Source organism: Micromonospora profundi (genome assembly GCF_011927785.1).
Taxonomy (GTDB): Bacteria; Actinomycetota; Actinomycetes; order Mycobacteriales; family Micromonosporaceae; genus Micromonospora; species Micromonospora profundi.
Genome location: NZ_JAATJK010000001.1, coordinates 576969 through 597778, shown reverse-complemented (window position 1 = coordinate 597778; position 20810 = coordinate 576969). Strand labels below are relative to the sequence as shown.

At 69.9% G+C, this 20810-nt stretch carries 16 protein-coding genes and 2 tRNA genes; 3 read left to right on the top strand and 15 right to left on the bottom strand.

Going from position 1 to position 20810, the window contains the following annotated elements; genetic code table 11:
* Positions 1–340 precede the first annotated feature (340 nt).
* The 4 genes from F4558_RS02800 to F4558_RS02785 all read right to left on the bottom strand — a co-directional run bounded on the left by F4558_RS02800 (position 341) and on the right by F4558_RS02785 (position 5147).
* Positions 341–1432 carry a scyllo-inosamine-4-phosphate amidinotransferase gene (locus F4558_RS02800; RefSeq protein ID WP_053653331.1) on the bottom strand — a complete coding sequence of 364 codons (1092 nt, stop codon included), beginning with the start codon at positions 1430–1432 and terminating at the stop codon, positions 341–343.
* Positions 1429–2760, bottom strand: coding sequence for a preATP grasp domain-containing protein (locus F4558_RS02795; RefSeq protein WP_167943087.1), 1332 nt, complete (start codon positions 2758–2760; stop codon positions 1429–1431). Before F4558_RS02795 ends, F4558_RS02800 begins: the two co-directional genes overlap by 4 nt.
* Positions 2757–4037, bottom strand: a complete 1281-nt coding sequence (locus tag F4558_RS02790) for an MFS transporter (protein ID WP_053653333.1) — start codon at positions 4035–4037, stop codon at positions 2757–2759. Before F4558_RS02790 ends, F4558_RS02795 begins: the two co-directional genes overlap by 4 nt.
* Before the next feature lie 627 nt (positions 4038–4664).
* A complete protein-coding gene (locus F4558_RS02785) occupies positions 4665–5147 on the bottom strand; it encodes a YxiG-like protein (RefSeq protein ID WP_167943086.1) in 483 nt (160 codons plus the stop codon).
* Between the two features lie 188 nt (positions 5148–5335).
* Here F4558_RS02785 and F4558_RS02780 point away from each other — a divergent pair, with 188 nt between their 5' ends.
* Entirely contained in the window at positions 5336–5665 is a 330-nt protein-coding gene (locus tag F4558_RS02780; protein ID WP_167943085.1) for an ATP-grasp domain-containing protein, read from the top strand.
* A gap of 35 nt (positions 5666–5700) precedes the next feature.
* Here F4558_RS02780 and F4558_RS02775 read toward each other — a convergent pair whose 3' ends face one another.
* Complete coding sequence (locus F4558_RS02775) at positions 5701–5922, bottom strand: hypothetical protein (RefSeq protein ID WP_053653335.1); 222 nt, start codon at positions 5920–5922, stop codon at positions 5701–5703.
* Positions 5923–6276: 354 nt separating this feature from the next.
* Between F4558_RS02775 and F4558_RS31365 the strand changes: the two genes are divergently transcribed.
* Entirely contained in the window at positions 6277–6573 is a 297-nt protein-coding gene (locus F4558_RS31365) for a tyrosine-type recombinase/integrase (protein ID WP_053653336.1), read from the top strand.
* Between the two features lie 14 nt (positions 6574–6587).
* Here the strand turns inward: F4558_RS31365 and F4558_RS02765 are convergent.
* From F4558_RS02765 to F4558_RS02740, 6 genes are all read right to left on the bottom strand, one after another.
* Positions 6588–6664 (bottom strand) — tRNA-Ile (locus F4558_RS02765).
* A gap of 66 nt (positions 6665–6730) precedes the next feature.
* Positions 6731–8413, bottom strand: coding sequence for a M16 family metallopeptidase (locus F4558_RS02760; protein WP_167943084.1), 1683 nt, complete (start codon positions 8411–8413; stop codon positions 6731–6733).
* Positions 8410–9357, bottom strand: coding sequence for a tetratricopeptide repeat protein (locus tag F4558_RS02755; RefSeq protein WP_167943083.1), 948 nt, complete (start codon positions 9355–9357; stop codon positions 8410–8412). Before F4558_RS02755 ends, F4558_RS02760 begins: the two co-directional genes overlap by 4 nt.
* Positions 9358–9423: 66 nt before the next feature.
* Positions 9424–10662: an FAD-dependent oxidoreductase gene (locus tag F4558_RS02750; RefSeq protein WP_167943082.1), complete on the bottom strand. Its 1239-nt coding sequence runs from the start codon at positions 10660–10662 to the stop codon at positions 9424–9426.
* Positions 10652–12775: an MMPL family transporter gene (locus tag F4558_RS02745; protein WP_167943081.1), complete on the bottom strand. Its 2124-nt coding sequence runs from the start codon at positions 12773–12775 to the stop codon at positions 10652–10654. Before F4558_RS02745 ends, F4558_RS02750 begins: the two co-directional genes overlap by 11 nt.
* Before the next feature lie 202 nt (positions 12776–12977).
* A tRNA-Asn gene (locus tag F4558_RS02740) sits at positions 12978–13050 on the bottom strand.
* A gap of 290 nt (positions 13051–13340) precedes the next feature.
* Here F4558_RS02740 and F4558_RS02735 point away from each other — a divergent pair.
* Complete coding sequence (locus F4558_RS02735) at positions 13341–13754, top strand: hypothetical protein (RefSeq protein WP_053653340.1); 414 nt, start codon at positions 13341–13343, stop codon at positions 13752–13754.
* Between the two features lie 100 nt (positions 13755–13854).
* Here the strand turns inward: F4558_RS02735 and F4558_RS02730 are convergent, their stop codons facing one another.
* The 4 genes from F4558_RS02730 to F4558_RS02715 all read right to left on the bottom strand — a co-directional run bounded on the left by F4558_RS02730 (position 13855) and on the right by F4558_RS02715 (position 20799).
* Positions 13855–14862, bottom strand: coding sequence for a sugar phosphate isomerase/epimerase family protein (locus F4558_RS02730; RefSeq protein ID WP_053653341.1), 1008 nt, complete (start codon positions 14860–14862; stop codon positions 13855–13857).
* A 218-nt stretch (positions 14863–15080) separates the two neighbouring features.
* Positions 15081–15575, bottom strand: coding sequence for a sensor histidine kinase (locus F4558_RS02725; protein WP_167943080.1), 495 nt, complete (start codon positions 15573–15575; stop codon positions 15081–15083).
* Between the two features lie 158 nt (positions 15576–15733).
* Positions 15734–17851, bottom strand: coding sequence for a ThuA domain-containing protein (locus tag F4558_RS02720; protein ID WP_167943079.1), 2118 nt, complete (start codon positions 17849–17851; stop codon positions 15734–15736).
* Positions 17852–17925: 74 nt separating this feature from the next.
* Positions 17926–20799 carry a PQQ-dependent sugar dehydrogenase gene (locus tag F4558_RS02715; protein ID WP_167943078.1) on the bottom strand — a complete coding sequence of 958 codons (2874 nt, stop codon included), beginning with the start codon at positions 20797–20799 and terminating at the stop codon, positions 17926–17928.
* Between the last annotated feature and the right edge of the window lie 11 nt (positions 20800–20810).

The window sequence follows — 20810 nt, the reverse complement described above, 5'->3', positions numbered from 1 at the left end:
CCTGGGTCGTCGGCAGCATGGCTGACCAGGGAAAACGGCTGGTGGGCCGGAGGTACCACAATGCGGACATCGGACACGCCCCGGCGATCGGGCGCACCCGGACGTCAACGCCAACGCGGTGGGCGGACATCGCACCTCGGTGTGACCGAACGACATGTCCGCAGGCTCTTGACGTCCGCACGAACGGAGACCAGGTAGGCCGGAACGACGGGCCAACGAAATGGCCGGGTAGGCGGCGGGAGTCTCACCCGCCGCCCATGTTGCGAGTACGAAATTGCGCCAGCGACACCGGCCAGCCCGACCACCGTCGCCCCGGCGACCGGGCCGCTGGATGGCCCGGTCACAGGTACGCCTCACGCCCTCCCTCGCGGACCAGGTCGAGCGTGACGCAGTGGAACCCGCCGCCCAGGACGCGGGAATGCCGCAGCCGGTGCGGCACCACCGTGATGCCGTGCCGCTCCAGCAGGTCGATGAGCGGTCGCTGCGCCGTGTCCACGATCGCGCATTCCGGGTTGACCATCAGCAGGTTCATGCCGACCCACGGTGTGCTCAACGTGTACGGCAGGGCCGTCGGCCCGGTGACCATCGGCGGGCACCACAGCAGGTCCCAGCCACGCAGGGCTTCCGGCACGGTCTCGGGCCGGACGCGATCCGGGTTGAGCAGCACCAGCCCCGGCCGCAGGAAGCAGATCGTGCTGTCGATGTGCGTCCCCTGGTACAGGCCCCGGATCGGGTGCACCCGCACGCCCAGCAGGCGCAGCGTGGACTCCAGCCAGCGCAGCCCCAGCTCGTTGCCGCTGCGAGACACCTGGTAGAACACGTCCCGGCCGAGGCGCAGCACGTTCGCCGCCTCGAAGGCGGGCTCCTCCTCGCCCAGCGTCGGCAGGTCGTCGGCGCCCACGCCGAACAGGCTGTCACGCAGCTGCGGCCGGGGCGCCGCCAGCCAGGTCGCGCCGTCCAGCAGGGCCTGCCGGAACAGCGGGCGCAGCCCGAACAGCTCGAAGTACCGCGCCCGCATCGGGCTGGGGCTCTCGATGATGGTCGAGCCGACCACCAGCGCGAGATCCCGCGGGCAGTAGGAGCTGCGCCCCTGGCTGCGCCAGCCCGGGCCGCCGTACTCCAGCGCGTGGTCGAACGCGGCCGGCTGGTGCACGGTCACCCCCAGCGAGCGCAGGAGGCGCACCAGCTCGGCCAGGTCCTCGTTGCTCTCCTCGACGACCCGCCGCGGGAAGTCGCCGACCTGGACCAGCGCCAGCTCGGCGGGGGAGAGGTCGGGGTAACAGTTGAGCCACGCCGACGGATCGGTCTGCGGTGGCACCCGGGAGTGGGTCGCGTCGCCGACCACGACCTCCCGCAACGCGGTGAATTCGTCCCAGGAGTGCACCGCCCGGCTGACCAGCGGCTGTTCCGTGGCGTCCCAGAGGGCGGTCATGCGGCCAGGTCCGACAGTGCCTGCACGTGCCGCTCGGTGGCTCGGACCGACTCCAGGTCCTTGTCGACGACGCAGTAGGTGGCCCTGCCGCTGACCGGCACGTAGTTGGCGGTCAGGATCACGCCGGTGCCGGTCGCCGGGTCGAACGCCAGCCCGGCCGCCGCCAGCCGGTCCAGCGCGCCAGCATACGAGCCGACCGCCAGCTTGCCGCCGCGTTCCAGGAACACCCGCTCGTCGCGGCGCTGCGGGCCGACCACCCGGGCGACGATGTTGTGGTGTAGGTGCGTGCTGGCGGTAAGGCGGCCGTTGGTCTCGGTGAACAGCACCTCGCCGTCGGGCGCCACGATGGCGTCGGCGCAGATGTTGCCGCGGTAGCCCAGGTGCCGGAACCGTTCGCAGACCCGGTGCCCGTCGCGCACCAGCCGGTCCAGGACGTCCGGCCGCACCGACTGCGGCGGGATGATCTCCCCGACGGCCACCGGCTCCATGAGGATCTCGCCGGTGCCGCGCAGCCGGCAGCCCTCGTCGGTGGCCGAGAACTCCGCGTACGCCGTGACGGCGTCCGGCACGTACCGCTCGATGACGAACCGCTCGTCCCGTCCGCCGGTCAGCCAGGTCCAGCGCTCCTGCACGTACCGCTCGATCTCGGGGATGCCGGTCAGGACGACCACGTTGCGCGCACCGGCGGCCCGGACGCCCGGCACCGGGCTGAGGATTTCGTTGCCGTGCCCACCGGCCGCGAAGTCCAGCTTGACCATGGCGTGCTTTCCCGAGCTGAGCAGGCCATCGATGGCCCTGACCGCCTCGGCCGGCCGCCGCGCGATGATCCCGGGCGCGATCGGCACTCCGGCGCCGGCCGCCACCGCCCGGAACACGGCCTTGCTGTTGGCCAGCGCCACCCCGTTCTCGGCGCAGAATGCGTGCCCGGCGAGGGCCCGCTCGCAGCCGGCCTCGCGCACCAACCGGGCGATGGAGGTGTCCGCGTAGATGCTGATCACGTCGGTGATGTCCCGGCCGGCGGCCACCTCGGCCAGGGCCGCGACGATCTCGGGGGTGCCGAGCCGGTCCGGGGTGAGGATGTCCGGGCCGAAGTCACCCGGCGGCGGGGTCAGGATCTGAAGCGCCGCGGGGTCGGTGCGGGTCAGGCCGGTGACGTAGCGCAGGAACGTCTCGTCGGGCTGCTTGGGCAGGATCACCACGTCGCCGTCCCTGGCGTACCACAGCATCCGCTGCGCGCCCCAGCCGAAGGACGCGCGCTTCTCCGGCGGCACGGCGGCCAGCGGGCCGACGATCTCCTCGGTGCAGTTGCTGATGATCAGCGTGCTCATCGTTTCCCCTCCATGACAAGCTCTTCCTGATCGGTTTCGGCCGGTCGCGCCCGGGACAGCAGGACGCAGGCCGCCGCGACGACCCCCAGCGCGATGAGCGCCAGCGACGAGGTCAGCAGCGTGCCGCGCGCCCCAAGCACCGCCACCATCGGCGCGCCGAGGGTCGCGCCCAACGGCACGGCCAGGCCGGTCAGGGCGGTGCGGGCGGCCAGCACCTGCGGCAGGATGTCCGCAGGCGTCGAGCGCTGGAACAAGGTGGTGGTCGTGGTGGGGAACGGTCCCCAGATCGCCCCGCACAGCCCGAAGGCGGTCCACGCGACGACGGTCGGCACGCCGATGCCAAGCGGCAGCAGCGCCAGCCCGAAGCACAGCACCACGCCGATGGTGGTGCCTAGCAACGGCCACCGCTGCAGATGGCCGGAGACGAACGCGCCGACGACCGCGCCGATGCCGAAGGCGGTGTAGAAGCCAGCGAGAGTGGCGGCAGAGGCGTGCAGCTCGTTCACCACGTAGAGCGGGATCGCCACCGTAGCCGGCCCGTACATCGCGAAAAAGCCGAACGTGAGCAGCAGCAACCCGATCAGGGCCCGGTCGCCGGCGATGGCGCGCAGCCCGGCCGATCGGGAGGCGCCGCCCCGCACGACCGCCCGGCGCGCCTCCGGCGGCACCGCAAAGCCGTACGTGGCCGCGAGAAGCCCGTAGGTGCCGGCGACGGCGACGAAGACCCAGGCCGGACCGGACCTGGCGATGATGAGCGCGGCCAGCAGCGGACCGAAGATGGTGGACAGTTCGAGCATCACGTTGACCAGCGAGTTGCCGGCCAGATGCTGCTCCTTCGGCAACAGCTCCGACAGCATCGTGTAGCGCCCGGCCTTGCCCCACGCCTGCAGCACCGCGGAGATCGCGATCAGTGCGACGTAGAGGCCGATGTTCAGCGTGCCGGTGATGCCGAGCACCGCGATCACCAGGAACACGACGGCCCGCAGCAGCGCATCCCAGCCGGCCAACTGCGGACCGCTTCGGCCGTTGAGCCACCGCCCGAGTGCGATCGCGCCCACCGCGCCGGGCAGCAGATTCGCCGCGACCGCGAGCGCAACCCAGGTTCCTCGCGACGAGTGCGGCGCAATGGTCAGGGCGAGCCAGCCGATGGCGACGGGACTCATGCCGCCCCCGAGCGACGAGACGCCGATCCCGGGCAGCACGCGGCGAAGCAGCGGATGCCGCAGCACCGGCCAGTACGGTGAGCGGCGGACGAATCCGGGCGCGCGAACGCGCATCTGGCTGGCCTCCTGCCAGGTTCAGGGGAAGCGGCGGGCCGGAACGGCTGCGCGACCCGGCCCGCCGCCGGTCAGGTGGCTAACCTCAGAACGGCATCTTGCGGAACGGCATCTTGCGCATGGTGCACCCCCTCTCAAGACCAGGTCCACCGGCGCCGGGAAAGGCGGCCGGCGCGGCCACCGCACACGGCGTCGAGCGGCCGCCGTCGATGGCGGGCCGACGGGGGTTCAATGTGGCGGGGAAGAAAGCGGTGCCGCGCGACGGCGCACCGATGCAGGCCAAGACGAGGTGGCCATGTCCGTATCAACTCCGCCACATGAATGACCCGTGAACATCGAGCACGATAACAAATTAAGAATGTCGATTCCACCCCATTGTGCGGGTCGGCTCAGGATGCGCCCCAGGAGAGGGGGGCGGGCGGGACTCGAACCCGCGACCGAGGGATTATGAGATAAAACTGCCCGTCCCGCCGACCTGGCCATACTGCGGTCTAGCAGCGGAAACACCTCTCGACATCTCACACCACTCCCCCACTGTCCGTTGACCTCTTGCGGACCAGATGCGGACCGACCACGGCTGAGGGGTCAAGCGCCAGTCGCCCGGCCGACAGCCCGCCCCCGATCCGGCTACCTCCCCTCCGTCACCCGGTAGGGCGCGTAACCCATGGGAAGCTGCGTTACTTCTAGGTCACTGAAGATCAAGGTGAGGTTGTGTCCGTTCATCTCAATGCGGACCTCGTGGAAGTCGATCCCGACCCGCTCGGCCCACTCCTGGGCGCGCCGCGAGTCGGCAATCCGCTGCGCTCCGGGGTAGAGGGCCTGCCATCTCACCGCCCACACGTAGCCATTGAGATCCAGCCCGCTCTCCGGGTCCGTCAGCCCTTCGTCCAAGGAACCGCGCCAGGTATCCGGGCTCAGGGCCGTGGTCGCCTCGGCCACGACGCAGCACTTGAAGAGGTAACGGAGGTGCGCCGGCCGGATGCCCGTCCTCGGGTCGGCGGTCGCGTAGACGACGACCTCGTAGTCGCACATGTAGTCGGTGTAGGCGTGGTACACCACCGCCTGGTCGAAGACTTCGTCCAAGGCCCGGTCCAACTGGCTGATCTCCACGCCGCCCGTTCTACCAGGCACCGCCCGGGCCTGCGGATTAGAAGAAGATCAGGGATGGCTGGTCGCGGTAACCTGCCCCTGCTCAAGACGTCTGCCGCTGTCGGATCGCGTCGGCCTTGGTCGACAGTGTTGGCTGTACGAATGGCTTTACGGCCGCGAAGTGCTGCTGCGGCATGGTGGGAGGCTCGGTGGCGCTCAACAAGCGAGGCAGTAGGCCGGTCGTTGTCGATGGCAAGGGCTATCGCTGGATCGTCCGCCGGAAGCCGACGTACAGCCAGGGCTTGACCTGGTCGCCGCTGAGCTTTGCTGTTGAGCGGACGGATCCGCCTGGCCGCGCCACTCTCGTCGTCCAGCTGGCGTCGCCTCATCCGGTCAACTGGATGAACGCTCCGTCGTCTCCGGTGCTGCCTTCGGCGGTCGCCAGCGCCATACGACAGGCGCTTGACCTTGGGTGGCAACCGGATCACCCCGGATCGTCTTTCATGCTGAACCTCGGTGATGAGGACCAACTTCCGTAGCCATCGCAGGCCACCCGTCATTCCGGGTCATCGACTCAATCCATGCTGGGGTCCTCTTCGTCGGGTGACGTTGCGATCACCTGGTCCCATGCGTTGACAATGGCTGCGGCCTGCCGCTCGCTACAGGCCAATCCACTGAGCAGGACGTTGTTCTGGTAGTCGATGATCTCGAAGCGCCATCGATCGAGTTCAGGCCGGTGTTCCAGCGTTGTCCAGAAGTGGCCGGAAAGATCACTCGGGAATACCTCGTCTGCCACGTACCGCTCCTCTGCCTCAAGCCCATCTCCGCCGCGGCCCCATCTCTGTCGAAGATCCCCGCCGGAGGCATCGGTTCCGGTCCTTAGAGCACCTGCAATCGGCCGGCGCGCCGGCCGGTGCCGGCGCTTGCGCCGCCAGCAGGCCGAGCGCGTCCGGCGCGGCCCGCTTGCGGGCCGCCTTGATCCTCTAAGAGGCTAATTCGGCAGTGGGCTCGCTGTGTCCGTTGTCCCTCGATGACCGATCAACGGTGGTCGGGCGCTTGGTGCTCAATGTCGATGACCATCACCGTGACGTTGTCGTGCCCACCCTGATCCAGGGCTGCGGCAACGAGCGTGTCAGCGACGTGCGCCGGAGTGTCAGCCGAATTCACCGCACCGTGGATAAGGCTGACCCCGCACGAGCTGCGGCACACGGCGGCCAGTCTGGCGGTGGCTGAGGGCGCCAACGTGAAGGCGGTGCAGCGGATGCTCGGGCACGCCTCGGCGGCCATGACGCTGGACGTGTACGCGGACCTGTTCGAGGACGACCTGGACCAAGTGGCGGACCGCCTCGACCGTGCGGCGGGTCGTGCGGCTGCGGACTCAGTGCGGACTGAGGGCATCGGTCCGGACCTCGACGCGGTTCGCCCGGGTCGTCGGCAGCATGGCTGACCAGGGAAAACGGCTGGTGGGGCGGGCGGGACTCGAACCCGCGACCGAGGGATTATGAGTCCCCTGCTCTAACCGGCTGAGCTACCGCCCCTGACACCGCGCCGGATCTTATCCCGCCCGGTGGATCACAGGCCAGCAGCGATCCGGCCTCACCTCATCACCGCCGCCGTCGGTTGAGCAGCACGATGGGCAACGCGAGGATAACAGTGAGCAGCCAACCGACTGCGATGACGCCCCAGAACCACTTGTCGTCCGGCTCGCTGTCGGCGGCGAACATGCCGATGGTCAGCAGCAGGCAGAAGCCGCCCATCAGCAGGGTTCCCAGACCGCTGAGCACCATCACCGGGATCTCCCACCAGGAACGCCCTGCGGGCTCGTCCTGGTGAGCGATCGGCTTCGGTTGGGGGATCTGGTCCGGCGTGCGGGCCGGCATGGTGACGTGCCGGTCGGACGGCACCCCGGCGTCGATGGCCTGGATCGTTCCCGGGGGCAACTCGAGCATTGTCGGCTCGATGTGCAGCACTATGGCGTCCGCGCCGATCATCTGTCGCGCGCCGTCCGGCCAGGCGAGCATGGCCGAGCAACTGTCGTAGCGAACGGTGAGCGGCCCGCTCGGGTTCAGGTAGGTCACCCCGTCCGTGCCGACGCGGAGGCCACCGGCGCCCTGCTTCGCCCGGTACGTGGTGCCGTCGACGGTGTCGGCGGAGTGGGTGGGTGCGGCGACGAAGCCGGCCCAGTCGGCGCGGTGCCCGCCGGGCACCATCAGCAGCGCCGACGCCATCATCTCCTCGGCCACCTCGTGCAGGTCGGTGAGGCTGACGGTCTTGAGTTCGGCCCGGTGCTCGTCGATTGTGGAGTTCGGCTGCCCGGTCAGCACGTTGAGGGCGTACGACGGCAGCCGTGCGGCGTCCACCTCCGCGATGCCGAGAAAGTCCTCCCGCTTGGCGACTGTGGCGTCCAGGTCCGCCTGCTCGATCCGCCCGACCCGCATCTTCGCGAGGACGTCGATGAAGCCGCCGAGCACGGCGTCCTGCTTCTCCGACAGCGCGTCGGCGAGGGCCCGCAGCGACGCGTACCCGTCGCCGCGCGGCTCGTACCCCGTGGTGGTGGTGTAGGACAGGCCGGCGTCCTGGCGGAGCGAGCGGTACAGCTCGCGCTCCAGCACCCCGGAGAAGATGTTGGCGGCGGTGCTGCGGCGCACCACGGAGTCGAGCACCACGGCCCGCGAGCCGCTGACGAAGTACGCCGGGGTCTGTGGCAGTGCCGACGAGGCCACCGGTACGGGCTGACGGACCCCGGCGGGCAGCCCGAGGCGAAGCCCGGCGGGCACCCGGTCGCCGGCGATCCAGAGCACTGCGTTCTCCCGGGTGAACCACCGGGCGGCCCACTCGCGCAGGTCGTCGGCGGTGAGCGCGCCGAGGCCCCATTCGGGGTAGCTGGTCAGTCCGAAGTCCCGGGCGCCGTGTCGCCACAGCGGGATGTCGTCCATCGCGGCGGTGCCCCGGCTGCTCCACTCGGTACGCAGGATCTCCTTCTCGACTTCCAGCCTCGCCAGCGGCAGGTCCTGAAGGTGTGCGCAGACCGCGGTGAGGAACGCCGCGATGTCGGCCTCGGAGCCCTGGGTGTGGAACATGGTGTACGCGGGGGCCGTCATGCCGTTGATGTGGTAGTCGGCCAGGCCGAGCGGCGCGAGCGCGAGGTGCTCGATGAGGTGGGTGATGCCGGACCGGGCGAGCGTCTCGTCGGCGGTGCCGACCCGGAAGGTCAACCCGGCGTGCATCGGCCCGCCGGTGGGGGCGAGCAGCGTGGGCACCCCGTCCACGTCCAAGTGCTGGATCATGACTGGCCACCCTTCGCGTACGCCTTGGCGCGGTACTTCGTGAACCCTTCGGCCCCGTCGACGTAGATCCAGGGGAACTCGCTGCCCAGATTGCCGAGGGCGGTGAACTGGCTCGCGGCGGCGGACCACTGCTCGGTCAGGCTGAACATCAGCGCGAACATCGAGCGGGCCCAGACCCAGTCCGACCGATCGGCGAAGTCCGGGTGCAGCACGGATCTCTGGGCGGCCTGCATGATCTCGTCCACCACCGGCGTGCTGCGCAGGTATGCCGTCTGCTCCCGCGCGCTGTCGAAGTCGAGCCAGCGTTCCAGGTGCGCGTCGGCGATCAGCGCGGCGTTGGGCGCCCCGTCAGGTGCGGCCTGGGCGCACTCGCGGGCGAACGCGAACATCCGGTCCCAGTCGCCGCTCCACTTCGGGCAGAGCTGCTGGAGCAGGCTCGCCTGTGCGGGCATGTGGTGCGGGTGGTGGTGGGCGAGCCGGTCGTAGCGGCGGCGCGCCTCGTTCTGGCCGAGTTCGAGGCCCCGGGCGAGGGTGATGCGTTGGGTCCACGCGGCCGCGTCGTCCGGGTGTCGGGCGGTGACGTCGATGAGCACCTGCTCGGCGCGGCGCAGGTGGTCATGGAACTGGTCGAACTGCGACCGGCTGACGTCCTGGGCTCGGGCGCCGCTGCGGATCCGCCATCCCGCACGGATGAGGTGGGTGCCGAGCAGGGTGCCGGCGAGGGCGTCGGTGGGGTCCTCGTCGTACACCCGGCGCAGGAACGTGTCGGTCTCGGTGTGGCTGCCGGCTTCCCCGACGAGCAGCGTGCGGCTGTCCTGGTCGCGGTCGGCGAACAGCGCCCGCACGGCGGGCCAGTCGGCGGCGTCGAGCGCTTTGCGCAGGTCGTTGACCTCGGGGTACGCGGCACCGGCATCGAAGGTGGGAGCCGGAAGAGGTGCGGGCATGGCGGGGATCATAGGTGATCAACTACGGCTGCGATGTCCCGCTTTTTCTGGTCTTCGAACGCCGGGCTACGTGGCGCGCAGCTCCTCCAGAACCGCACCGGCGGCGCGCCAGCCGCTGGCGAGGGCACCCTGGACGGACGGGCTGTCCCGGTGGTCACCGGCCACGAACAGCCCCTGTCCCAGCGCCACGGGTTTACGCAGTCGCCCCTGCGGTGGCGGCGCGGCGGGCAGCGCGTCCGGGACGACAACTGTGGTGAGGTGGGTCCAGTCGTCGGTGGATCGACCGTACAGCCGGGTCAGTTCGGTCCGAATGGTCGGCTCGGGCGGGGCTGTCGGTCCCACCACCGACGTGGCGACGAGGTGCCGACCGTCCGGCGCGTACGTCGGGGCGGCGTTGCTGAGCACCACCGTGTTGGTGACGATCTCCCGCCGGTCGCCGTCGACGAGCAGGATCGGTTCGCCAAGCGGCGGTTCGGGCGCGCTGTGGTAGTACGTGGTGTAGCTGTGCATGCGTACCCTCGCCAGGGCCGGAAGCAGCGCGGACGCGGCGGGCGGGTCGACGGCGACCACGACGGCCCGGCAGTGGATCTCGCCGGCGCGGGTGCGGACCAGGCGGGGCGCGACCTGCGTGACAGGGGTGTCCAGGTCGAGCAGGTTGGCAGGCAACGGGTCGGCGATGGCGCGGGGCAGCGCGGCCATCCCGTCGGCGGGCAGGCCGATCCGGCCGCGGGCGAAGGAGCGCAGCACCATCGCGAGCACGTGGCTGGAGGTCACCAGCTCGCGGTCGATGAACACTCCGGACAGGAACGGGCGCAGCAAGTCCTCGATGATCGCGTCGGAGAGGCCGGCGCGGCGCAGCGCCGTCTCGGTGGTGGTCTCGGGCGCGGCGAGCAGCCGGGACACGGGCAGGGTGGCGCAGCCGGTGGCGAGCGCGGCGAAGCGCACCCGGTCGAGCAGCGAGCCGACGCCGGCGAGCGCGGTGCGTGGCCCGCCGGTCGGCTCCCGCAGCGGGTTGACCAGCCGCAGCAGGTGATCGCTCTTGCGCACCAGCACTCCGGAGGTGAAGTAGCCGAGGTTCAGCCGCCCGGTGTCGATAAGCGTGCCGAGCCTCGGGTAGGCGGTGTTGAGCACCTGGAAACCGCGATCGATCCGGTAGCCGTCGACGACGTCGGTGGCGACCCGGCCACCGAGCCGGTCGCTGGCCTCCACCAGCCGCCACGGCACGCCCGCGCGGTGCAGCCGGCGTGCGGCGGCGAGGCCGGCCAGGCCGCCGCCGACGATGACCACGTCCGTCTCAGCCGGCATCGCGCGCCTCCCGCTCACCGTTCGCCCGGGACAACCGGCCCGGCCACCAGACCTTCGGCCCGATGTCGTACGCGAGCGCCGGCACCAGCAGCGACCGGACGACGATCGTGTCGATGAGTACGCCGACCGCGACAGCGGTGCCCAGCTCGACGAGCACCACAAGCGGCAGGACGGCGAGGGCGGAGAACGTCGCGGCGAGCACGATGCCGGCGGAGGTGATCACGCCGCCGGTGACGGCGAGACCGGCGAGCACACCGGCGCGGGTGCCGCGCTTCACCGACTCCTCGCGGACCCGGCTCATCAGGAAGATGTTGTAGTCGATGCCGAGGGCGACCAGGAAGACGAACGCGAACAGCGGAAACGACGTGTCCACGCCGGGGAAGTCGAAGACGTGGCGGAACAGCAGCGCGCAGAGGCCGAGGGTGGCGCCGAAGCTGAGCAGGACGGTGGCGATAAGCAGCAGCGGGGCGAGAAGCGCACGTAGCAGCAGGGCCAGGATGACAGCGATGACCGCCAGCACCACGGGGATGATGACGTTCTGGTCGCGCCGGGCCGCGTCGGATGTGTCCACGTTGATCGCGGTGAAGCCGCCGACCACAGCGTCCGCGCCGGGCACCTGGTGGACGGCTACGCGCAGGTTGCGGATGGTCTGCTCGGCGCCGTCGCTGTCCGGCTCGTCGGCGAGCGTCGCCTCCAACTCCACCCGCCCGTCGACGACCTTCGGCGGGGCGTTCGGGTCGGGTGGGCCGGTCTGCGGGCCGGCGGTGAGCGGACGGACCGCCGCGATACCGGGCACCCCCTGCGCCACCTGTGCGACCTGGCGGGCGGTCTGCTCGGTGGTGAAGATGGTGGCCGGGCTGCCGGTGCCGGCCGGGTAGTGCCTGGCGATGACGTCCTGGCCGTCCACCGAGTCGGTGCGCTGGGTGAACAGGTCGGACTGGCCGAGGGTGGTGGCGCCGAGCTGCGTGAGACCGAGCGTGAGAACGGCCAGCACGACAGCTGTGCTCAGCCAGATCGGGCGGGCGTGCCGGGCCACGAACCCGGCGATACGACTCCAGATGCCGTGCTCGGCCTGCGGGTCGGCCTGGTCCCGGTGCGGTCTACGCGGCCAGAACGCCCAACGGCCGCCGAGCACCAGCAGCGCGGGCAGGAAGGTCAGCATCACCAGCAGCGTTGCGGCGATGCCGATGGCGGCGACCGGGCCGAGTGCCCGGTTGGAGTTGAGGCTGGACAGCAGCAGGCAGAGCAGGCTGACGATGACTGTGCTGCCGGAGGCGATGATGGCGGGCGCTGCGCCCTTCCACGCCGTACGCATGGCGTCCCACGGGCGGTCGTGCCTGTGCAACTCCTCGCGGTAGCGGGCGATCAGCAGCAGCGCGTAGTCGGTGCCGGCGCCGAAGACCAGCACTGTGAGGATGCCCTGTGCCTGCCCGTTGAGCTTGATGATGTCGGCGTCGGCGAGCAGGTAGACGAAGACCGACGCGAGGGCGTACGACATGCCTGCGGCAAGCAGCGGAAAGACCCAGAGCACCGGGCTGCGGTAGACGACCAGCAGGATGATCAGCACCACCACGAGGGTGACAAGCAGCAGTGGCCCGTCGATGGCGGCGAAGACCTCGATCAGGTCCGCGAGCAGGCCGGCCGGCCCGGCGACGTCCACGCTGAGCCCGTCCCGTTCGCCGCCGGCGATGTCGCGTAACTGCTCGACGACGGAGCCGATCTCCTCGCCCTCGGCGTCGTCCACCGGCACGACGACCTGGAGTGCCTGGCCGTCCTCGCTGGGGATCGGCGGCGGCAGTGGGCCGACCACGCCGGGCACCTGGGCGAACCTGGCCGCGTCGGCGCCCACCCGCTGGCGGTCCGCGTCGGTGATCCCCGAGGTCCGCTCGTAGACGACAAGCGCCGGGACGGTCTCGCGGTCGACGAACCCGGCCGCCAGATCCTGGGCGCGGGTCGCCTCGGCGTCGGTGGGCAGGAAGGCGGCGTTGTCGTTGGTGGAGACCTCACTCAACCGCCCGGCGTACGGCCCGGCCACGCCACCGACCACGAGCCAGGCCAGCACGACGGCCACAGCGATCAGCGTGGCCCGGCCGAAGCCTCCTCGTCCGGACATCCGCACCATCCCAAATCGACGCATCAATCGACGCAGCCGGAGTCTAAGTCGACATCGACCATCCTGCCGGTCGAGGACGCCCAAAGAGGGCAAACCGCCTACGGGCACCCTTGAACGGGTACCGATCGGGGTGCCAGGGGTAGATCGGGGACGCGAAAACGCCCGCCGGCTGTCAGCCGACGGGCGTTGATGTGGAGCGAAGCTCCCCCGATTGGACTCGAACCAATAACCTGCCGGTTAACAGCCGGCTGCTCTGCCAATTGAGCTACAGGGGATCGTGCACCGCCCGGCCCCGTGATCTCGCCGGTGCCGTGCGACGGGACAAGAGTACAGGACATCCCCCGGTGATGGTCCAGTGGGTTGCGCCCCTCAGTCATCATGATCGGGTCGGGCAGGTCAGCGACACGGCGCATTCGCAATAAGGGCAAATCGCCATCCCCACACAAGCAGGCTTGAGCGGGGAGCAGGATGGGTAGTTAGCTGCGGACAGAGGACGCAGGCGCGAATTGGCTCCGACGGGGCAACCCCGAGGAGCGACGGCGCGTCAGGTACGGAAGGAGCCGCCATGCGCGGAAAGATCATGTTTCTTGGCGGGCTGGCTGCGGGATTCGTCCTGGGCGCCCGTGCCGGCCGGGAGAAGTACGAAGAGCTCGTGGTTCGGGGCCGCAAGGTGCTCGACCACCCGACCGTCCAGGAGGCGGCCGGGGTGGCGCAGGCCCAGGCCAACAAGCTCTACAGCGAGGGCAAGGACAAGCTCGGCCACACCAAGCTGGGCGAGAAGCTGGGCACCGGCAACGGCAGCCAGGAACTGACCGCCGCCGACGACGCGTTCGCCGGCACGCCCGCCACGGTGGGCGCGAAGGCGGGCTCCGGTTCGTCGGGCAACAGCAGCACGGTCGGCACGACCTCCGGGTCGCCGTCGGCTACGACCCCCCGCTCCAAGCCGTCCGGCTCGGGCACCAACGGCAGCACGCTCTGACCAACCGCACGTCGACGGGCCGGTCGCCGCAAGGCGACCGGCCCGTGGTCTGTCCGGAGTACGGCTGACCGTGCGCCGACGCGCCCAGTCCCGCTGCCGGTCAGTCCTTGCTGCTGAACGCGGCGTCGAAGGCCGCGCTCGGTGCGTCGAACGCGAGCCGGCGGACGAACTGGAGCGCCTCCGGAGCGCCGACGAGACGGTCCATCCCGGCGTCCTCCCACTCCACGGAGATCGGGCCGGTGTAGCCGATCGCGTTCAACGCCCGGAAGCAGTCCTCCCAGGGCACGTCGCCGTGCCCGGTGGAGACGAAGTCCCAGCCGCGACGCAGATCCGCCCACGGCAGGTGCGAGGCGAGCCGACCGCGCCGGCCATCCCCGGTACGCACCTTCGCGTCCTTGCAGTCGACGTGGTAGATCCGGTCGGCGAAGTCGAAGATGAAGTTCACCGGGTCCAGCTCCTGCCAGACGAAGTGCGACGGGTCCCAGTTCAGCCCGAAGGCGGGCCGGTGACCGATCGCCTCCAACGTCCGCTTCGTCGTCCAGTAGTCGTACGCGATCTCGCTGGGGTGCACCTCGTGCGCGAACCGCACCCCGACCTCGTCGAACACGTCGAGGATCGGGTTCCACCGGTCGGCGAAGTCCTGGTAACCGCGCTCGATCATCGACGGCGGCACCGGCGGGAACATCGCCAGCGTGTGCCAGATCGACGACCCGGTGAAGCCGACGACAGTCTTCACGCCGAGCTTCGCCGCAGCCCGCGCGGTGTCCTTGATCTCCTCCGCGGCCCGCTGGCGGACCCCCTCCGGCTCGCCGTCGCCCCAGATCCGGCCGGGCAGGATGTCCTGGTGCCGCTCGTCGATCGGGTGGTCGCAGACCGCCTGACCGACCAGGTGGTTGGAGATCGTGAAGACCTGAAGGTTGTGCTTCGCGAGCGTCTCCCGCTTGCGATCGACGTACGAGTCGTCGGCGAGCGCCTTGTCGACCTCGAAGTGGTCGCCCCAGCAGGCGATCTCCAGACCGTCGTAGCCCCACTCGGAGGCGAGCCGGCAGACCTCCTCGAACGGAAGGTCGGCCCACTGGCCGGTGAAGAGCGTGATGGGTCGCGCCATTGTCCTTCTCCCCTGGTGTGATGGGGATTCCGTTGTGCGGACCGAGGCGAGGGTGACCGGTCAGACCGGTACGCGAGACCGAGGCGGAACACCGGTGGGTGCCGAGCGCACCTGGGCCCGGCGGGTTGCGCCTCCCACCGGGTCACCGGCCACCGTCACGGTCGCCGCCCCCAGCCTATTTCCGCCGCACCCGTCGCGAAAGCCCCGCGACGGGATCATCATCTGACCATTTCCTCCGGCGCGGGGAGGACAGCCCGAACCGTGAAGCCGCCTTCGGCGCGCGGGCCGGCGGAGAACGTACCGCCGAGCCGCTCGGCACGACGGCGGACGCCGAGCAGACCCCACCCGGCACCTCGGCTCTCCCCCGCCACCGCCGTGGCGTCGCCGCCGTCGTCGCGTACCTCGATGGTGATGCCTTCGGGGTCGTAGCGGAGGCGGACCACGACCGGCGCGCCCGGGGCGTGCCGGCGCGCGTTGCTGAGCGATTCCTCGATGATCCGGTACGCCGCGACGTCGACCGGGCCGGGCAACGGCCGGGGCTGGCCGGCCAGTGTCCAGCGCACCGGCTGACCAGCGGCGTAGCCCTCCACGAGGGCGTCGAGTCGGTTCAGGCTGGGTGCCGGCCCGTCCAGCGGATCAGGCTCCTCGGCACGGTGCAGCAGCCGGTACCCGTGCGCCCGCACCACCCGGCGCCACTGCGCGAACCGCCCCATGCAGGCCAAGGTACGGCAGCAGGCTGTGAACCCCTACGCGCCCACCCGCTCCCCTCCCCGCTGATCTTGCACTTTGGGTCGCCGGCATGCCCGGTATCGCGGCAATGGTCCCGGCATAAAGTGCAAGATCAGCGGGGTGAGGGTGGCGGGGTTGGGGGTTAGGGCAGGGTCCACTTCTGGTTGGCGGCGCCGTTGCAGGTCCACAGGTGCACGACGGTGCTGTCCGCGGAGTTGTTGCCGCTGACATCCAGGCACTTGCCGGACGTCGGGTTGCGGAGGCTGCCGTTGGACTGGGCGGCCCAGTTCTGTGCGCCCGTGCCGTTGCAGGTCCACAGCTGGATCTTGGTGCCGTCAGCCGACGCGCCGCCGGAGACGTCGAGGCACTTGCCCAACGCCTTGATCGTCGAGTTCGGCGTCACCGTCCACGTCTGCGCCGCACTGCCGTTACAGGTGTAGATCTGGATCTGCGTACCGTCGGCGGTGGCCGCGTTGCGCACATCCAGGCACTTGCCGGCCAGGCCCTTGATCGGGCCGACACCGGGAGTGCCGGTGCCGCCGCCCTTGACGAGGGTGAAGTCGTCCACGTCGAAGAGCCCCGTGCCGCTACCGCCGAACGTGAGGTAGAGGTTCTGGGTGCCGGACGGTACGCCGGACAGGGTCGTGGTGACGTTGGCGAACGTCGTCCAACTGCCGGTGTTCGGCACCGCCACCGAGCCGAGCACCGGGCCGGTGGCCGAGCCGGTACGCACCTGGATGGTGCCGCCCGCGCCGCCGGAGACGACCCGGGACGTGAACGAGGTGACGCCGGTCAGGTCCACGCCGTTGTACGCCGCCCAGTCGCCCGGGTCGATGTAACCGATGGTCTGACCGCCGTTGGCACCGGCCTTGGCGAACGCGGAGACGCCGTTCGCCGAGCTGAACGCCTCGGCCTGGACCGTGGTGTTACCCGTCGGCGGCGGCGTGGTGCCCAACTCCTTGATCCGGATGTTGCGGAACGAGGCGTCGTCGCCGGTGCCGTGGTTCTGGATGCCGATGTGGCCGGCCAGCGACCGTACCGGATTGGTGTTGGTGAAGTCGTTGATCTTCACCCCGTTGAGGAAGATCTGTAGCCGCTCGCCCTCGACCAGCAGCTCGTAGGTGTTCCACTCCCCCGGCGCGTTGAGCGCCGCGTCGCGAGCCGCGATGTCCGCGGACTTGAAGGTGTAGACCGACCCGGTGGTGCGGTCGGCCGCGTCGGTGGCGTCGATCTGGATCTCGTAGCCGTTGTCCACCGCCGACCACGGGTCACTGGACGGCGGGAACCCGATGAACACACCCGAGTTGTCGTCGCCGGCCAACTTCCAGTCCAGCTTCAGCGAGTAGTTCGTGAACTGCTTGGCGTTGTACCAGTACAGGCCCATGCCGCCCACCGACGTGAGGGTGGCGTCGGAGTTGGTGAAGCTGCCCGGCCCGGCCTGGGACCAACCCGCCGTCGAGCCGTTGAACAGCGGGGTGTAGCCGGTCTCGGGCCGGCAGTCGGCCTTGCTGCGACCGGCCGCGTACCGGATGCCGCCGAGCAGGTGGTTGCGGAACGCGGGCTCGGCGTACGACGCCTGGGTGTGGCCGCCGCCGGTGTAGAACGACCGGCCACCGCTGTAGCTCTTGCACCAGGAATGCGGGTGGTCGGCGCCCATCCCGCCACCGGAGTACGACGACTCGTCGAGGGTCGCCAGCACGTGGGCGGTGGACCGGGCGTTGGTCCGGTAGTTGTACCACTCGTCGGTGCGGGTCCAGGTCTGCGGCAGGTGCCCCGTCGCCGCGTGCCCACGGTCCTCCACCTTGACGTTCGCCTGCTGGATGGCCGGGTGCGAGGCGAACCACGCGCCCACCAGGTTGCCGTAGAACGGCCAGTCGTACTCGGTGTCGGCGGCGGCGTGCACACCCACGTACCCACGACCGGAGCCGATGTACGACTCGAAGGCCGTCTGCTGGCTGGCGTTGAGCACGTCGCCTGTGGTGTTGAGGAAGACGACCGCCTCGTACTGGGCGAGGTTGCCGGTGGTGAACGCTGCGGCGTCCTCGGTGGCGGTGACCGTGAAGCTGTTCGCCGCACCCAGGTCACGGATGGTCTGGATGCCGACCGGGATCGCGTCGTGCCGGAAGCCGGCGGTCTTGGAGAACACCAGCACGTCGTACGGGGCGTCGGCGGCGCTGGCGGGGGTGGCCGGGGTGGTGCAGGCGATGACGGCGAGGGCGGCGGTGGCCGCGCCGAGGACGGGTCGCAGGAGTCTGCGCATATCGCTCTCCTAAAACTGTTAGGAGGGGCCCCTTGTACAACACTAGGCGTTAACAAGGGGCCCTTCCTTTCACATCAGGGCAGGGTCCACTTCTGGTTGGCGGCGGCGTTGCAGGTCCACAGGTGCACGGGGGTGCTGTCCGCGGAATTGTTGGCGCTGACGTCCAGGCACTTGCCGGACGCCGGGTTGCGGAGCGTGCCGTCGGCCTGGGCGGACCAGTTCTGCGCGCCCGTGCCGTTACAGGTCCAGAGCTGGATCTTGGTGCCGTCGGCGGTGGCGGCACCGGAGACGTCGAGGCACTTGCCCAACGACTTGATCGTCGAGTTCGGCGTCACCGCCCACGTCTGCGCCGCACTGCCGTTGCACGTGTAGATCTGGATCTGCGTACCGTCGGCGGTGGCCGCGCTACGCACGTCCAGGCACTTGCCGGCCAGCCCCTTGATCGGGCCGGTACCGCCAGTGGGGGGTGTACCGGTGACGAGGGTGAAGGCGTCGATGTCGTAGAGCGCCCCGGTGCCCGTCCCCGCGAACGTCAGGTAGAGCGTGGTGGTGGCGGTCGGCGGGTTGGTGATCGTCCCGCTGACCGTTGTGAAGGTTTCCCAGCCACCGGTCACCGGAACGGTGGCCGAGCCGAGGACAGTGCCCGTCGCCGAGCCGGCACGGACCTGGAGGGTACCGCCGGCGCCCGCCGAGGAGACCCGGGCGTTGAACGCTGTCACGTTGCCCAACCGGTACGGCTGGAACGCGATCCAGTCGCCGTTGTTGATGTCGCCGACGGTCTTGCCGCCCTCGGCCGGGGTCTTGCTGAACACGTTGACCCCTGACGAGGAGCCGAAGAACTCGGCCTGCCGGTGACGCGGCGGCAGCGTGTGCTGGGTGTGCGTGGTCAGACCGCCGGCGTCGGTGTACTCCGCGTCGAAGATCGCGAAGATGTTCGCCGCGTCGTCGTGCTCACCGTCGACCGGGATGGTGATCGTGCCGGAGCAACCGTTCTTCGAGGTGATCTGGTGGCCGTGCTGGTCGTGCCCGAGCACATAGGTCATCTTGACCTTCGTGCAGTCGACAGTGCCGTCCTCCGGGTCGGTGACAGTGATGCTGTACGAAACCGTGTCACCGAAGCTGAACAGTTGCCCGTTGCCGGGACTGTTGATTGTCACAGTGGGCGCGGTGTTGCCGACGTTGATCTGCACGCTGCTGCTGCCGGTGGCACCCTGCGGGTCGCGCACTGTGAGCGTCGCTGTGTAGGTGCCGTTGGTGTTGTAGGTCTTCGTCGGGTTCGCCGCCGTGGAGGTGGTGCCGTCGCCGAAGTTCCACGAGTAGGTGAGCGCCCCGCCCTCGGGGTCGGACGAGCCGGCCGAGGAGAACACGACTGTCAGCGGTGCCGCACCGGAGGTCTTGTTGGCGCTCGCCGAGGCGCTGGGCGCCCGGTTGCCGCCACCCACATAGTCGAAGCGGTAGAGCGCCGAGTTGGCGTCCCCGTTGAAGTAGCCGGTGCCGTAGTCGAGCACGTAGTACGCGCCGTCCGGGCCGAACGCGGAGTCCATCACCTGCTTGCCGACCCATCCGAAGGTGTCGATGGTGCCCCGGGAGCCGTCGGCGTTGACGTGGATCGGCTTGATCCAGCCGCGACCGAACTCGGTGGCGAAGAACTGCCCGTCGAACGACTGCGGGAACTTGGTGGTGGAGGTCGACGAGGCGTTGTAGCGGTAGACCGGGCCGCCCATCGGCGACTCGGAGCCGCCGCCGAACTCGGTCGGGGTGCCGGCGTCGCCTGCGTACCGGATCCAGGCGGGCTGGGCGGGCGGCAGGGTGGCGAGGCCGGTGTTGCGGAAGGAGTTGTTCGTCGGCCCGCCTGTGCAGTTGTACTTCGCCCCGGTGGCGTTTGTGGCGAAGTCCCACTCGTTGTACGTCTCGGTGGTGGTGTTGGTGCCGGTGCAGTACGGCCAGCCGTAGTTGCCCGGTGCGGCGACCCTGTTGAACTCCACCTGCCCGGACGGGCCGCGCGTGGAGCTTGTGGAGCCGGCGTCCGGCCCGTAGTCGCCGACGTAGACGACGCCTGTGGCCTTGTCGACGCTGATCCGGAACGGGTTGCGGAAGCCCATGGCGTAGATCTCCGGCCGGGTCCTGGCCGTGCCGGGCGCGAACAGGTTGCCCGACGGGATGGAGTACGTCCCGTTGGCGTTCACCTTGATCCGCAGGATCTTGCCGCGCAGGTCGTTGGTGTTGCCGGCGCTGCGCTGGGCGTCGTACCCCGGGTTGCGGTTGGTCCGCTCGTCAAGCGGCGAGTAGCCGGCGGACTCGAAGGGGTTGGTGTCGTCGCCTGTGGACAGGTAGAGGTTGCCGCTGGCATCGAAGTCGATGTCCCCGCCGACGTGGCAGCACAGGCCACGATCCGCCGGCACGTCGAGCACGTCGACCTTGCTGGCCTGGTTGAGCGTGAAGTCGGCGTTGAGGGTGAACCGGGAGAGGCGGTTCACTCCCTGCCAGGCCGACCAGGTGGTGCCCGTGGCGGGCGCGTCGCCGGTCGGGGTGGACAGCGGCGGGGCGTAGTAGAGGAAGATGTGCCGGTTGCTGGCGAAGTTCGGGTCGACCCCGACGCCCTGCAACCCCTCCTCGTCGTGGGTGTAGACCGGCAGAGTGCCGACCACTGTTGTGGTGCCGCCCGCGTCGGTGCGGCGCAGGGTGCCGTTACGGGCGGTGTGCAGGACCGAGCGGTCCGGAAGCACTGCCAGCGACATCGGTTCACCCATGTCGGCGACACCGCGTGCCAGCTCGACCTGCTGGAAGTCGGTGGCGTTGATGGTGTGCGCCTGGGCCGGTGTGGGGCCGCCGAGAGCTGCGGGGCCGGCGCCGAGGGCCACAGTGCCGGCAGCAGCCACCAGGAGCAGCGCCGAGCCGGCGGAAAACCATGATCGGGATCGATGTGCGGGAGCGTCCTTGGTGGGCATGGGGCTGTCCC

Bases quoted from the DNA above. Each gene is read 5' to 3' on its own strand.
- F4558_RS02735 (WP_053653340.1), top strand. From the start codon at position 13,341: ATGCGCGGAAAGATCATGTTTCTTGGCGGGCTGGCTGCGGGATTCGTC.
- F4558_RS02715 (WP_167943078.1), bottom strand. From the start codon at position 20,799: ATGCCCACCAAGGACGCTCCCGCACATCGATCCCGATCATGGTTTTCC.
- F4558_RS02720 (WP_167943079.1), bottom strand. From the start codon at position 17,851: ATGCGCAGACTCCTGCGACCCGTCCTCGGCGCGGCCACCGCCGCCCTC.
- F4558_RS02730 (WP_053653341.1), bottom strand. From the start codon at position 14,862: ATGGCGCGACCCATCACGCTCTTCACCGGCCAGTGGGCCGACCTTCCG.
- F4558_RS02790 (WP_053653333.1), bottom strand. From the start codon at position 4,037: ATGCGCGTTCGCGCGCCCGGATTCGTCCGCCGCTCACCGTACTGGCCG.
- F4558_RS02760 (WP_167943084.1), bottom strand. From the start codon at position 8,413: ATGATCCAGCACTTGGACGTGGACGGGGTGCCCACGCTGCTCGCCCCC.
- F4558_RS02755 (WP_167943083.1), bottom strand. From the start codon at position 9,357: ATGCCCGCACCTCTTCCGGCTCCCACCTTCGATGCCGGTGCCGCGTAC.
- F4558_RS02795 (WP_167943087.1), bottom strand. From the start codon at position 2,760: ATGAGCACGCTGATCATCAGCAACTGCACCGAGGAGATCGTCGGCCCG.
- F4558_RS02800 (WP_053653331.1), bottom strand. From the start codon at position 1,432: ATGACCGCCCTCTGGGACGCCACGGAACAGCCGCTGGTCAGCCGGGCG.
- F4558_RS02750 (WP_167943082.1), bottom strand. From the start codon at position 10,662: ATGCCGGCTGAGACGGACGTGGTCATCGTCGGCGGCGGCCTGGCCGGC.
- F4558_RS02725 (WP_167943080.1), bottom strand. From the start codon at position 15,575: ATGGGGCGGTTCGCGCAGTGGCGCCGGGTGGTGCGGGCGCACGGGTAC.
- F4558_RS02745 (WP_167943081.1), bottom strand. From the start codon at position 12,775: ATGTCCGGACGAGGAGGCTTCGGCCGGGCCACGCTGATCGCTGTGGCC.